Annotated in this window: 13 protein-coding genes; 3 read left to right on the top strand and 10 right to left on the bottom strand. The window is 60.6% G+C overall.

Translation table 11 applies throughout. The features are described 5' to 3' along the window. Positions 1 to 129: 129 nt before the first annotated feature. The 9 genes from D1646_RS20510 to mnmA all read right to left on the bottom strand — a co-directional run bounded on the left by D1646_RS20510 (position 130) and on the right by mnmA (position 9,128). Positions 130 to 555, bottom strand: a complete 426-nt coding sequence (locus tag D1646_RS20510; RefSeq protein WP_160638242.1) for a hypothetical protein — start codon at positions 553 to 555, stop codon at positions 130 to 132. Continuing rightward, positions 524 to 733 (bottom strand): hypothetical protein, encoded by a 210-nt coding sequence (locus tag D1646_RS20505; RefSeq protein WP_160638241.1) that lies wholly within the window; start codon positions 731 to 733, stop codon positions 524 to 526. The genes D1646_RS20510 and D1646_RS20505 overlap by 32 nt, the downstream gene beginning before the upstream one ends. 143 nt (positions 734 to 876) lie before the next feature. Beyond that, positions 877 to 2,130 carry a M56 family metallopeptidase gene (locus D1646_RS20500; protein ID WP_160638240.1) on the bottom strand — a complete coding sequence of 418 codons (1,254 nt, stop codon included), beginning with the start codon at positions 2,128 to 2,130 and terminating at the stop codon, positions 877 to 879. Positions 2,131 to 2,138: 8 nt separating this feature from the next. After that, positions 2,139 to 2,501, bottom strand: a complete 363-nt coding sequence (locus D1646_RS20495; protein WP_160638239.1) for a BlaI/MecI/CopY family transcriptional regulator — start codon at positions 2,499 to 2,501, stop codon at positions 2,139 to 2,141. Positions 2,502 to 3,054: 553 nt separating this feature from the next. Further along, positions 3,055 to 4,485 (bottom strand): pyruvate kinase, encoded by a 1,431-nt coding sequence (gene pyk, locus D1646_RS20490; RefSeq protein WP_160638238.1) that lies wholly within the window; start codon positions 4,483 to 4,485, stop codon positions 3,055 to 3,057. A gap of 182 nt (positions 4,486 to 4,667) precedes the next feature. Beyond that, positions 4,668 to 6,710, bottom strand: coding sequence for a methionine--tRNA ligase (gene metG / locus D1646_RS20485; protein ID WP_160638237.1), 2,043 nt, complete (start codon positions 6,708 to 6,710; stop codon positions 4,668 to 4,670). Positions 6,711 to 6,786: 76 nt separating this feature from the next. Continuing rightward, positions 6,787 to 7,644, bottom strand: coding sequence for a hypothetical protein (locus tag D1646_RS20480; protein WP_160638236.1), 858 nt, complete (start codon positions 7,642 to 7,644; stop codon positions 6,787 to 6,789). 114 nt (positions 7,645 to 7,758) lie between these two features. Next, complete coding sequence (locus D1646_RS20475) at positions 7,759 to 8,025, bottom strand: hypothetical protein (RefSeq protein ID WP_160638235.1); 267 nt, start codon at positions 8,023 to 8,025, stop codon at positions 7,759 to 7,761. Positions 8,026 to 8,039: 14 nt separating this feature from the next. After that, on the bottom strand, positions 8,040 to 9,128 hold the full coding sequence (gene mnmA, locus D1646_RS20470) for a tRNA 2-thiouridine(34) synthase MnmA (RefSeq protein WP_160638234.1): 1,089 nt from the start codon (positions 9,126 to 9,128) through the stop codon (positions 8,040 to 8,042). 286 nt (positions 9,129 to 9,414) lie between these two features. On the opposite strand from mnmA, the gene nrdD reads away from it, so the two are divergent. Together nrdD and nrdG are read left to right on the top strand one after the other, a co-directional pair. After that, positions 9,415 to 11,541 (top strand): anaerobic ribonucleoside-triphosphate reductase, encoded by a 2,127-nt coding sequence (nrdD, locus tag D1646_RS20465; RefSeq protein ID WP_160638233.1) that lies wholly within the window; start codon positions 9,415 to 9,417, stop codon positions 11,539 to 11,541. Further along, a complete protein-coding gene (nrdG, locus tag D1646_RS20460; protein ID WP_160638232.1) occupies positions 11,538 to 12,062 on the top strand; it encodes an anaerobic ribonucleoside-triphosphate reductase activating protein in 525 nt (174 codons plus the stop codon). The genes nrdD and nrdG overlap by 4 nt, the downstream gene beginning before the upstream one ends. Positions 12,063 to 12,108: 46 nt before the next feature. Here nrdG and D1646_RS20455 read toward each other — a convergent pair whose 3' ends face one another. Beyond that, positions 12,109 to 13,122, bottom strand: coding sequence for an alpha-hydroxy-acid oxidizing protein (locus D1646_RS20455; RefSeq protein ID WP_160638231.1), 1,014 nt, complete (start codon positions 13,120 to 13,122; stop codon positions 12,109 to 12,111). A gap of 164 nt (positions 13,123 to 13,286) precedes the next feature. On the opposite strand from D1646_RS20455, the gene D1646_RS20450 reads away from it, so the two are divergent. Next, complete coding sequence (locus tag D1646_RS20450) at positions 13,287 to 13,829, top strand: hypothetical protein (protein WP_160638230.1); 543 nt, start codon at positions 13,287 to 13,289, stop codon at positions 13,827 to 13,829. Positions 13,830 to 13,927: the final 98 nt, after the last annotated feature.

Genomic DNA, 13,927 nt, shown 5'->3' with positions numbered 1-13,927 from the left:
GGCTTCGCCGCTTGTGTACTCCTGCGGCATCACAAGGTGGAACTACCCCGGCCCGCGCTACAAATTTTCTCTACTTTACGAATTGAAGGACAGCTCCGTTTTCCATCAGGAGAGCGGGGCTGTTTTTTGTTACCAGCCGTAGGCCTCCCGAAGCTCGTCCAGTGTCATCTCCGGCGGGGCAATCTTAGTGTTCGCCCGGAAGTTTTCCAATTCCTGAGCAATCTCTTCCTCTGTTCTCCATCCACTTGACCGCAAGCCCTGCTCCAACACCTCTAATTGCCATTTAAATTCCTCTTGGGTCATTCTATATTGGGAAGACACTGTGTTAGTCGTTTCAAAATAGCCCACAATATTATCGCGGTCCACATCATAGACTGGAAATTTAAGTACCTTGGGCTGAGCTGCAAGCCAAGGCATATAGCCTTCGTCAGTAGTTCCGGCAGGATAACCGTTATACCGAAAATCATTTTTCAAGAGATATCCCGACATCCCATTGGAGGCCACCACTCCAATCAAATCAGGATCATACCCAATTCTCCAAACTGAAGTTGGCATAGGTTTCTCCATGGCGGTTGACAGGATAGGTCCACTCCTCTGTCAGCTCCTTAGGCGGGTCAGTCCTTCGTTTGACACCGTCAAAATTCTCTCTCAGCTCCACGCCCCGTTGGCCGTCTGGCCCAGTCCAGAGGAAAACGCTGTCTGTGTATCCCATATCTCTGCGAAGATACAACATCAGTTCTCTAAAATCCTCCTCATTAGGGGCATAGAAAAAAGTATTAGCAGGGATTGGGCCATCAGGAATCCCCCAGTGATTGGAGGATTTAGATGTAGCAGGCTGTAGTTCTGCGAAAACGCCGCTGTCCGTTGAGCCCGTATTCATCCCGGCTGGGGCGTGTTGGCTTCGCTGAGCTCCCCGGTCACCGGGTGTACCCGCTCCTCCGGCGCTGGGGTCGTCTCGCTGGAGCTGCCGGCCTCTCCTTCCCCGGGCCGGACAATGTCATAGTCCCAGGGGACGGCGGAGATTTGTCCGGCGGAGGAGCTGGAGGGGGCGGCTTCTCCGGTCATCGGGTGAACCCGGTCCTCCGACGGGGAGGATGGGGCATTTTTGGGCAGATCACCCCGGGTGGCCAGGGGCAGCTTGGCGATTTCCTCCGCCGTGGGCGCCGGTGATGTGGCGAACACCGCAGTCACGCCCGCCACCAGCACCACCGCCCACAGCAGCGCCGCCAGAGTCTGTTTTTTCATGCTCATTATGGCTAAAATTCTCCCTTCCATATGAGATTTAGATGTGTATGAGGCGTACAGGGGAAATCCTCCGCGCTCCGCCGCCGACAGCAGTGCAAAGGCGTAGCCCTTCCGCCGGTCCAGGCCCAGGATGCCCACCACCGCCTCGTCACAGGCCAGTTCCAGGTCTCGGTTGGCGCAGAAGTACATGGCCCAGACCAGCGGATTGCACCAGTGCAGGCACACCGCAGCTGTCAGCAGCAGCTTCCACAGCATATCTCCCCGACGGATGTGGACATATTCGTGGGTCAGGATGTAGGTCAGCTGTTCCTCGTCGGCCCAGTCCGTGTTCCTGGGCAGGAGAACGGTGGGCCGCACCAGACCGAAGGCCAGCGGGGTATTCACCGCCTCTGAGAGCTTGACCCGCACCGGAAACAGGGTCGGATGCTCCCGCCGCCAGCGGTCCAGAAATTCCTGCTCCGCTGGCACCGCCTCCCGGAACCGGCGCATCCCCCTCCCATAGGCCAGGAGGAAAAACAGGGCGCACAGGACGCCGCCCCCCGCGTAGATGAGGACCAGAGGGGAGACGGACTCCTGTAGGGGCTCAGCGGGAGCGGCGGGGAGGCTGGGAGACCACACGTCCTCCCGGAGTGTTCCGGGGAAGGTGGCGGGAGGGTTGAGCACCGGCTCCCAGGGCTCCTCCTGAATGGCCTGGACCACCTGGGAGGCCCCAGTATAAATGCTCAGCGGCGAGGGGATGTGAAAGGGGACCAGCAGCCGGCACAGCGCAACCCCCCACAGCAGCAAGAAGGTCCACTTGGGCAAACGGTTCAGCAGGCCCTGGCGCAGCAGCAGAATGATGGCAATCAGCACCGCCCCGCTGGCACTCATTTCAAACAAGGTCATGGCACACCTCACTCCAGGGCGTCCACCAGCTCCCGGAGCCGCTGGATCTCCTCCGGGGGCAGCTGCCTGCCGCTGAGCAGGGAGGCAAATAGCAGGCTGGCTGAGCCGTCAAAGACCTTCTCCACCAGCTCCGCCGCCGCTGCCGCCTGGGCCTCCTCCCGGCGCACCAGGGGGAAGCACTGGAAGTTGGGCTCCCGGCGCTCAATGGCTCCCTTCTCCACGCATTTTTTAATGACTGTGTAGGTGGTGTTCTTGTTCCAGCCCACCGCCTGTCCCAGACGCCGGGCGATCTCCTTGGCGGTGAGGGGCGCGTCCGCCTCCCACAGCACCTCCATGACCCGGCGCTCAGAATCGAACAGTTTTTGTTCCATGGCGTACTCCTCCTTGTGCAGACTATTGCAATAGTTTATATTTATACTACCACAATAGCCCCACCTTGTCAAGACTATTTCAGTAGTCTCTTTAATTTTAAAGTGTCTTCACCGCAGTGAGGTGGGGATTGACTGGCAGGCACTGCCGCTACTTGAGATTTTTGGCAGAAGATGGTACTCCCAAGGACAATCCCCCGCCCTCGCTTCGCTCAGGCACCCCCTTTCAAAAGGGGGCAAGCGGCTGCGCCGCTTGTGTTGCCCGGCGAAGCCGGGCCTGGCCCTCGTCCCGCCCGCAGGCGACCTGGCCCCTTTGAAAAGGGGCTCCGCGAAGCGGTGGGGATTGACCGTCAGAAGCAATTCTGAGGTTCTTGGGTTGTGCGCTGTAGGACGACAATCCCCGGCCCCAGTTCTAATTAGGTGTTGCTCTGCTGACAGACAATCCCCCGCCCTCGCTTCACTCGGGCACCCCCTTTGCCAAAGGGGCCAGGCGGCTGGCGCCGCCGCCAAGTCGTTCAGAGCACAAAAAATACCGCCCCACTGGGGGGCGGTTAAATTACAGAGCGTCCTCGTCGATGACCTGGGCCTTAATCAGATTGGTGAATCCGCTCTTGCCCAAGGGGATACCGGCGGTAATGACCACCACGTCATGATCCTGAACCAGGCGCTCCTTAATGGCAGTCTCGGTGGCCAGGGAGAAAATGCGGTCAGTGGAGGTGACCTCGCCGGTGAGGAAGGGGATGATGCCCCAGGAGATATTCAGCTGCCGGCGCACCTTCTCGTGCATGGTGAGAGCGGCAATGGGGCAGGCGGGGCGGAACCGGCAGATCATCCGTGCGCTGCGGCCCGAGTTGGTGGCCGCCAGAATGGCCTTGGCCTCCAGGTCCTTGGCGGTCATGCAGCAGGTGTGGGTGATGGCGTCGTTGATATCGGAGGTGGGGATGACCCGCTGCTTCTGGAAGTTCTTCCAGTAGTCAATGGCCCCCTCCGTCTCGGTAACAATGCTCACCATGGCCTTCAAAGCCTCCACCGGGTACTTGCCCCCGGCGGTCTCGCCGGAGAGCATCACGCAGCCGGTGCCGTCGTACACCGCATTGGCCACATCGGACACCTCCGCCCGGGTGGGACGGGGGTTGCGCATCATGGAGTCCAGCATCTGGGTCGCAGTGATGACCGGCTTGCCCTGCTGAAGGCCTTTGCGGATCATCTGCTTTTGCAGGATGGGGACCCGGGCGGCAGGAATCTCCACGCCCAGGTCGCCCCGGGCCACCATGATGCCGTCGGCGGCGTTCAGGATCTCGTCCAGGTTGTCAACCCCCTCCTGGTTCTCGATCTTGGCAATAATCTTCACGTCATTGCCGCCACACTGGCGGAGCACCTCACGAACAGCCTCCACATCGGCGGCCCGGCGGACAAAGGAGGCGGCAATGAAGTCAAAATCGTTCTCCACGCCGAAGCGGATATCGGCCACATCCTTCTCGGTAAGGGCGGGGAGCTGGATGTGGACCCCGGGGATGTTGATGGACTTGTTGGCCGAGAGGGTCCCGCCGTTTTCCACAGTGCAGATGATCCGGGTCCCCTCAATGCGGTCCACCTTGATGGCCACCAGGCCGTCGTCAACCAAAATCTCCTGGCCGGGCTGGAGCTCCTCGTGGAGCTTGGGGTAAGTGACGGACACCCAGCCCTGATTGCCCACCACATCCTCGGTGGTGAGGGTGAAGGGGTCGCCGGGCTCCAAGGTGATGGTCTTGGTCTCAAAGCTCTTGATGCGGATCTCAGGGCCCTTGGTGTCCAGGATGGTGGCCACCGGACGGCCCATGGAGTCTCGGACCGATTTCAGCATGGTCAGCCGGGCCAGGTGCTCTGGATGGCTGCCATGGGAAAAATTGAACCGGGCCGCGTCCATACCGGTGCGGATCAGGGTGCGGATCATCTCCTCATCATCCACCGCAGGGCCCAGGGTACAGATAATTTTTGTTCTTCTCATATTTGATTACCTCCTTCGGGTATCACAATATTTCCTTTGCGTACGCCCCCATCTTACAGGAAAAATTCCAGCTTGGATAGAGGTGATTTCCATAAAAATGAAGGCCGGTCAGAGGAAAAAGTGTGCTGTCCCTCCAAGAGAGGCAGCACACTTTACGGATTTTTGACAAATTTTTCACCTTTTTAACACATTTTCGCGCCGGCGGGGATCTTGTCATCCAGGATGAGCAGGTTCAGGGCCTCCTCCCCCTTCTCGGTGTGGACAGCGGAGATGAGCATCCCCTGGCTCTCCTGGCCCATCATCTTCCGGGGGGGCAGATTGACAATGGCCATGAGTGTCTTGCCAATCAAATCCTCCGGCTTGTACCACCTGGCGATGCCGGACAGAATCTGCCGGTCCACGCCGGTACCGTCGTCCAGGGTGAATTTCAGCAGCTTGTCACTCTTCTTCACCGGCTGGCAGTCCTTCACCTTCACCGCCCGGAAGTCCGACTTGCAGAAGGTGTCAAAGTCCACCTTCTCCTCCAGCTGGGGCTCAATTTCCAAATCGGGCAGGGCGGCCCTCCTGGCGGCCTGGGCAATCTCCTCCAGCTCCTTAAGGGCCTTGTCCGCGTCGATGCGGGGGAACAGGTTCTCTCCCCGCTGAACGGCCACCGTCTCAGGCAGAGTCCCCCAGGCGGCGGCGCTCTCCCAGGTGGAGCCCCTTTCACAGGCGCCGATCTGGCGGAGCACCTCAGCGGCGGACTGAGGGATAAAGGGAGTCAGCAGAATGGCGCAGACCCGCAGGGTCTCCAGCAGATTGTACATCACATGGGCCAGACGGGGACTGTTGGCCTCCATGTCCTTGGCCAGGACCCAGGGGGCGTTCTCGTCAATATACTTGTTGGCCCGGTCAATCACCTTGAAAATCTCCGCCAGGGCGTTCTGGAAGGCGAAGTGCTCCATCTGCTCCTCATAGCGGTCCCGCAACCCCGCCGCCAGAGCGACCAGCTCCACATCACAGGCGACGTCCCCCGGCTCCACCGTAATCCCAATGCAGTCGGGCCGGGCGCTGAGCTCCGCAAGATGAAGGTCCTCCTCCGACGGGCCGCAACCGGCAGGCAGAGTCCCGCCGAAGTACTTGCCCACCATGGACACGGTGCGGCTGAGCAGATTGCCCAGGTCGTTGGCCAGGTCCACGTTGGTGGTCTGGATCAGCGCCTCGTTGGAGAAGCTGCCGTCAGAGCCGAAGGGGAAGGTGCGCAGCAGGAAGAAGCGCAGGGCATCCACCCCGAACATCTCCGCCAAAATATAGGGGTCCACTACGTTCCCCTTGGACTTGGACATCTTCCCTCCGTCCAGCAGCAGCCAGCCGTGGCCGAAGACCTTCCTGGGCAGGGGCATGTCCATACTCATCAGCATGGCCGGCCAGATGATGGAGTGGAAGCGGACAATCTCCTTGCCCACAAAGTGGACGTCGGCGGGCCAGAACTTGTCGTAGTCCTGGTATTTGTCGTTGTACAGGCCCAGGGCGGTGGTGTAGTTAAACAGGGCGTCAACCCACACGTAGACCACGTGGCCCGGGTCGAAGTCCACCGGGACCCCCCAGGTGAAGGAGGTGCGGGAGACGCACAGGTCCTCCAGGCCGGGCTTGATGAAGTTGTTCACCATCTCGTTGACCCGGGAGCGGGGCTCCAGGAAGTCGGTGTCCTCCAGCAGGTGCTGGACCCTGTCCGCGTACTTGGACAGCTTGAAGAAATAGGCCTCCTCCTCCGCGTCCTGGACCTCCCGGCCGCAGTCGGGACACTTGCCGTCCGCCAGCTGGGACTCCGTCCAGAAGGACTCGCAGGGCTTACAGTACTTGCCCTTGTAGGTCCCCTTGTAGATATCCCCCTTGTCGTACATCTTCTTGAAAATCTTCTGGATGGCGGCCACGTGGTAATCGTCGGTGGTACGGATGAACCGGTCGTTGGAGATGTTCATCAGCTTCCACAGGTCCAAAATCCCCCGCTCTCCGGTGACAATGTTGTCCACAAACTGTTTTGGGGAAACGCCCGCATCCCGGGCCTTGTCCTCGATCTTCTGGCCATGCTCGTCGGTGCCGGTGAGGAACATCACCTCATATCCGGCAAGCCGCTTGTACCGGGCCATCGCGTCGGTGGCCACGGTGCAGTAGGTGTGCCCAATGTGCAGCTTGTCGCTGGGGTAGTAGATGGGGGTCGTAATATAAAAACGTCTCTGTTCCATAATAATGTTCTCCATTTCCAGTCGTTTTATGGGGATTTCCTCCGGCGGCACGCCAAATCCGCCGCCCTCTGTATCGTCAGGTCTCTGTATCCTCCTCATCGGGAGGCATTCGTTCGCTTTTCAGCCGCTTGGGCCAGGCCGGACCGTAGAGATTCCGCAGCAGCACCCGGGCAAAGGCCAGGGCGGACAGGGAATAGGCCAGCAGAGCGGCGGCGTTGAACAGGTCCGGCCGGTCCGCCAGCGAAATGACCGCCACCGCCGCCCCCATCAGCGCCAGGAAGACGGTCCTGCGGGGCCGGGGCCGGCCAAAGAGAAAGGCGGCAATATAGTAGTGGGCCAGAGTCAGCAGGCAGATGGCCGCCAGATGAAAGCCGTATTTCATCAGCACCGGCTCCGTCCCGTTTTTCAGGTGGAAGGAGAACAGCCACACCACTCCCGCCAGGGCCGGGAAGGGGGACAGCACACAGGCGGCGTCGTTCAACTCCCCCCGGTAGGCCATTTTTCCCATCAGCAGGACCCCCAGCCCGGCGGGGATACACAGCCCCCCGGAGAGCAGCTTGGACCCGGGGGCAGACAACTGATAGGCCCCCGGCATCTCCCGCCACAGCTGGAGCGCCGTCAGACCGTCCTTCAGCCCCAGGGCCCCGGCAGCCAGCATCAGCAGCCCGGCGGCGGCCAGCAGGGTCATCTGTCCCGTCTCCGGACAGCCAAAAGCGGGCAGGAAGTCCTCCGGTCCCTCCTTCTTCCCCTGGACCAGCAGCAAAAAGGCCAGCACCAGCAGCGCGGCCAGGGCCAGCAGGGCATAGGTGTAGGGCGAACCGCTGGCAAACAGTCCCGTTTCCGGCAGGTAGGCGGTCAGCTGCCGCCGCCGCAGGAAAAAGCCGGCCACTCCCCCCGCCGCAGCCAGAACGGGCAATGCAATATCTTTTCTCATAGGTGTACCGTTCCTCTCGTTGGGAAAATCCCGGATTTCAACCCTGATTGCTGTTATCATATACCAAATCCCATAGAAAATCAATCCTTTTTCCAGGCTCTTCCGGAAAAAGCCCTACAGCCGCGTCCCGTTCCCCCGCCGGAACAGCAGCCACAGGGCGGCCAGCAGAGCAAGGATGGCGATTACGGTACACACGGCGCCCGCCTGCCCCGAGATCAGTCCGTTGGACTCCAGCAGGGAGGAGACGGCCAGAAAAACCAGGTCGCAGTACAGCAGGGCCCGTCCCAGAGGGTTCCATCGCGTCTTCTTCCGGCCGCTGCCCAGCTGCTCCTGCTTCTGGCGCACCGTCTGGCCCCGCCTCTGATTCCGCTTGTTTGCCATAGACAGACTCCTTTCTACTGCCCACCGGGGAGGATGACCCCTCCCCCCACCACCGTGTCCCCGTCGTAGAGGGCGGCGGTCTGCCCCGGGGTAATGGCCCGCTGGGGCTGGTCAAAGGTGATACGAACGGTCTCCTCCCCAATCTGCTCCGCCACACAGGGCTGCTCCGCCATGCGGTAGCGGATCTTGGCCTGGAGACGGACCGGCCCCTCCAGGCGGTCACAGGCGATAAGGTTCAGCTGTCCCGCCGTGAGCGTCCGGGCAAAGAGGGCGCTGTTGTCCGACAGGACCACCGAATTGTCCGCGGGACGCACCTCTTTTACATAGAGGCGGCCCCGGCTGGAGGATACCCCCAGCCCCCGGCGCTGGCCCACGGTGTAGTCCACAATGCCGGTGTGCCGCCCCAGGACCTGCCCCTCCTCGTCCAGGAAGGGGCCGGAGGGGTAGGTCTTCCCGGTGTACCGCCGCAGAAAGCCGCCATAATCCCCGTCGGGGACAAAACAGATATCCTGGCTGTCCCCCTTCCGGGCGTTCACCAGGCCGGCCTCCAGAGCGACAGCCCGCACCTCCTCCTTGGACAATCCCCCCAGGGGGAAGAGGGCCTGGGACAGCTGCTCCTGGGACAGGGTTGACAAAACGTAGCTCTGGTCCTTGTTCAAATGGACCGCCCGCTTCAGCAGCCAGCGGCCTGAACCGGCGTCAAAGTCCAGCCGCGCATAGTGCCCGGTGGCCACCTTGTCCCAGTTCAGCTCCCGGGCCCGCTGGAGCAGCGCTCCAAACTTCACCCGCCGGTTGCAGTCGATGCAGGGATTGGGGGTCTGCCCCCCCTCATAGGAGCGGACAAAGGGGGCGATCACCCCCTCCTGAAAGGGCCGTGTGAAGTTGAACACATAGTGGGGGATGCCCAGCTTTCGCGCCACCGCCCGGGCGTCCTCCACGTCTTCCAGTCCGCAGCAGGCGCTCTCCCCCGCCCCGCCGGCCCCGGCGCTGTCAAACATCTTTAGGGTCACTCCCGCCAGGGAAAGTCCCTCCCGCTGGAGGAGCAGAGCGGCGGCGGAGCTGTCAACCCCCCCGCTCATGGCGACGGCTGTCCTCTGTTCCATAGAAACCTCCGTGGGCATTTCGCTGAATTTTTTCCTAAGTATACCACGTCCCGCCGCCCCTTGCAACGGCTAAGTACTGAAAAGACTGGGCTGCGGCGAAAAAAGAAGTGTAAAAAGCCAAGAATACATCTTGTATATTTCGGTGGAACGATTAAAAATACACACAAGATATAGTAGACAAAGGGGGGACGGGTATGCTATAATCCCTCTTGCGCTTCCCAATCCGAGGGGATGGGCGGAAGCGTTACGTGTAAGCGTGTCTTTTACCGATGAGAGGAGAACAGGAATGAAGGTTATCAAACGGGACGGGTCCAGCGTGGATTACGACCGCAGCAAAATTGTCATCGCCATTGAGAAAGCCAACGCCGAGGTGCCCGAGAGCGAGCGAATGGGCCGGGAGGACATTAACGCCATCATCGACGGCATTGAGTCCCAAAAGCGCCAGCGGATGCTGGTGGAGGATATCCAGGACCTGGTGGAGCAGGGTCTGGTGGCCAAAAACAAGTTCTATCTGGCGAAAACCTATATTATTTACCGGTACAACCGGGCCCTGGTGCGCAAGGCCAACACCACTGACGAGTCCATCCTGGCCCTGCTGCGCAACGAGAACAAGGAGCTGGCCGAGGAGAACTCCAACAAGAACACCATGATTGCCGCAACCCAGCGGGACTACATTGCCGGCGAGGTGAGCCGGGACCTGACCCGGCGCATCCTCCTTCCTGAACACATCTCCAAGGCCCACGACGAGGGGGCCATCCACTTCCACGACGCCGACTACTTTATTCAGCCCATCTTCAACTGCTGCCTCATCAACATCGGCGACATGCTGGAGAACGGCGCGGTGATGAACGGCAAGCTCATCGAGAGTCCCAAGAGCTTTCAGGTGGCCTGCACGGTGGTGACTCAGATCATCGCCTGCGTGGCCTCCAACCAGTACGGCGGCCAGTCGGTGGACCTGCGCCACCTGGGTAAGTATCTGCGCCGCAGCCGGGAAAAATTCCGCGCCCACATCGCCTACGAGTGCGCCGGAAAGGTGGACGACGCCACTGTGGACCGCCTGGTGGAGGACCGAGTGCGGGACGAGCTGAAAAACGGCGTTCAGACCCTCCAGTATCAGATCAATACCCTGATGACCACCAACGGCCAGTCCCCCTTCGTGACCCTCTTCCTCAACCTCCAGGAGGGAGACCCCTACATTGAGGAGAACGCCTTGATTATCGCCGAGGTGCTCCGCCAGCGGCTGGAGGGCATCAAGAACGAAAAGGGCGTCTATATCACCCCCGCCTTCCCTAAGCTGGTCTATGTGCTGGATGAGCACAACTGCCTCAAGGGGGGCAAGTACGACTACCTCACTGAGCTGGCCGTAAAGTGCTCCGCCAAGCGGATGTATCCCGACTATATCTCCGCCAAGAAAATGCGGGAGAACTACCAGGGCAACGTCTTCTCCCCCATGGGCTGCCGCTCCTTCCTGGCCCCCTGGAAGGACGAAAACGGGAATTACAAGTTTGAGGGCCGGTTCAATCAGGGGGTCGTCTCCCTCAATCTGCCCCAGATCGGTATCCTCTCCGGCGGCGATGAGGACAAGTTCTGGCAGTTGCTGGATCAGCGGCTGGATCTGTGCTTCGAGGCCCTTATGTGCCGCCACAACGCCCTGAAACAGGTACGCTCCGACTCCTCCCCCATCCACTGGCAGTACGGCGCTATCGCCCGCCTGCCTAAGGGCGCCTCCATCGAGCCCCTGCTCTACGGCGGCTACTCCTCCATCTCCCTGGGCTACATCGGCCTGTACGAGGTGACCAAGCTGGTCAAGGGGGTCAGCCATACCCAGGAGGCGGGCAGCGAATTTGCACTGAAGGTGATGAGCCGGCTGCGCAAGGCCTGCGACGACTGGAAGGCTCAGACCAATATCGGCTTCGCCCTCTACGGTACCCCCGCCGAGTCCCTGTGCTACCGCTTCGCCCGCATCGACAAGGAGCGCTTCGGAACTATCCCTGACGTAACAGATAAGGGATATTATACAAACAGCTATCACGTGGACGTGCGGGAGCACATCGATGCCTTCGACAAGTTCACCTTCGAGAGCCAGTTCCAAAAAATCTCCACCGGCGGCTGCATCTCCTATGTAGAGATCCCCAACCTGCGCCACAACCTGGAGGCCCTGAAGGATGTGGTCCGCTTCATCTACGACAATATCCAGTATGCCGAGTTTAACACCAAGAGTGACTACTGCCAGTGCTGCGGCTTCGATGGGGAGATCGAGATCAACGAGAACTTTCAGTGGGAGTGCCCCGCCTGTCACAACACCGACCAGTCCAAGATGAACGTGACCCGCCGCACCTGCGGATATCTGGGAGAAAACTTCTGGAACGTGGGCAAAACGAAAGAAATTAAGGCGAGAGTGCTGCATCTATGAACTACGCTGACATTAAAAAAGTGGACGTAGCCAACGGGCCGGGGGTCCGGGTCTCCCTCTTCGTCTCCGGCTGTACCCACCGGTGCAGGGAGTGCTTCAACCCGGAAACCTGGGATTTTGACTACGGTCAGCCCTTCGGCCAGGCGGAGGTGGAAACAATCATCTCCTTCCTGGACCGGGACCACATCCGAGGGCTGTCCCTGCTGGGGGGCGAGCCCTTCGAGCCGGAAAACCAGCGGCCCGTGCTGGAGCTGGTGCGGCAGGTCCGAAAGCGGCTGCCGGAAAAGACCATCTGGTGTTACTCCGGATACCTCTTTGAGGAGCTGGCCGCCAACCAGGTGGGGACCCACAGCCGCTCCCTCCTGGAGGAACTGGACATACTGGTGGACGGCCCCTTTGTGCTGGAGCAGAAGGACCTGGGGCTGCGCTTCCGGGGCTCCTCCAACCAGCGGATCATCGACGTGCCCGCATCCCTGAAATCGGGGGCGGCGTGCTTCAGCAGCGAGATGGAAGCACCCTGAATCAAATGACTCCGGCCTCTCCCTAGAGAGGCCGGAGTCTTCACGTTTAGAAAATCATCTCGCGGCTGATCTCCTTTAAGGAGTGAACGCCGCACATGGCCATAGTATCGGCCAGCTCCCCCTGGAGCTTTTCGGTGAGCACCTTGACCCCCTCCGCGCCGCCGCCATACACCGCAGTCACGTAGGGCCGGGCCAGAATACAGGCGTCCGCCCCCAGCGCCAGAGCCTTACACACGTCCACGCCGCTGCGAATGCCGCCGTCCACCATGATGACCATCTGTCCCTTTACCGCTTCCGCAATGCCGGGGAGCACCTCCGCCGTGGCAGGGACGCCGTCCTGGACCCGGCCGCCGTGGTTGGACACCACAATGCCCGCCGCGCCCGCCTCCAGCGCCTTTTTTGCCCCCCGGACCGTCATAATACCTTTGATGATGAAGGGGACCTTGGCATACTCGATCACTTCCCGAAGCTCCGCCACCGTCTTGGACCCCGCCGGGGGATTGAGCCCCTTCAAAAAGGGCAGTCCGGCGGCGTCGATATCCATGGCGAACATCTTCGCCCCCGCCGCCTTGCCCTGGTCCAGCTTGTCAAACAGAGTATCCCGGTCCCAGGGCTTCACCGTGGGGATGCCCTTGCCGCCGTTGGCCCCGATGGCCTTGGAGGCCGCCGCAAAGACGCCGGGGTCGGTGCCGTCCCCGGTAAATGCGGCAATGCCTGCCTGAGCACAGGCGGGTACCAGCAGCTCATTGTACTCCTGATCGGTAAACTTGTCGCCGTAGTGCAGCTTGACCGCCCCCACCGGCCCGGCAAAAACCGGCAGGCTGTAGTTCTGGCCAAACAGGTGAAAGCTGGTGTCCGCCGGGCCGTTCTCGCAGATGGTGTCCATGTTCAGACAGACCTCCTGCCAGGCGTCGTAGTTGCGGGCAGCCACTGTCCCCGTCCCCTTGGAACCCGGCCCAGGCATGGTGCTCCCGCAGGCGCGGCCATTGCACACCGGACAGGCCTTGCAGTATGGACCACTACAGGTGCGGGCTGCCGCCAGAATTTCTTGATATGTCATAGGATTCCCCTCCTTTTTTCTTCATCATACCGTCTCGCCCCCGTTTCGTCAAGGGAAAAGATTTTTCTCCTTCGGTGTACGCCAACGTCCCACTCCTGCTCCTGTCTCCCCGGGTTTGAGAAGGCGCACGCCTCTCCATATCAGTTTGAAAGGAGATTTCAGCAATGGCAAGTAATTTAACCCCAAATTTCAGGCTCTCCCTCTGGGCCCCCGAGGACAAGGTCAGCCATGAGGAGTTTAACGAGGACCACTCCAAAATTGACGCCGCCCTCAAAGCCGAGGCGGACGCCCGAGTCTCTTTGGCCGGTCAGGTCTCCCAGAAGGCCTCCCAAAGCGCACTGTCCTCCGAGGCCAGTACCCGGGCCAGCGCCATCTCTTCCCTGACCAATCAGGTGAACAAAAAGGGTAACTGCCAAATCTACTACTCCTCCTATGTGGGCGACGGCGTCAACACCCGCAGCCGTACCCTCACCTTCCCTAGCCGGCCCCTGATGGTCTTCGTGATGGGCAGCAATATTATCCTGCGGGCAATCCAGGGCGCGTCCTACGCCATGTGCAAAACCAGCGGTGAGGGTGGCGCCGCCTGCCCCGCGTCTTGGTCCGGAAATTCTCTCACCTGGACGGGCAGCAGCGTCTGGAGTGCCTCCGAAATTTGTAATGCCAAGGATGTGACCCACTATGTGGTGGCCTTTATGGATATGTCCTGACCCCCGCTATTTGACCTAACAGACCCGTAATCAGGTCGCTCAGCTGGCGCTGAACACTCTGAAGTCCCCTGTGGTTCAGGCTGACAAGAGCGGTTCTG

Source organism: Pseudoflavonifractor sp. 60, assembly GCF_009911645.1.
Classification (GTDB): domain Bacteria; phylum Bacillota; class Clostridia; order Oscillospirales; family Oscillospiraceae; genus Lawsonibacter.
Note: the sequence above shows the minus strand (reverse complement) of the source record. Positions and strands in the feature narration are given on the sequence as shown.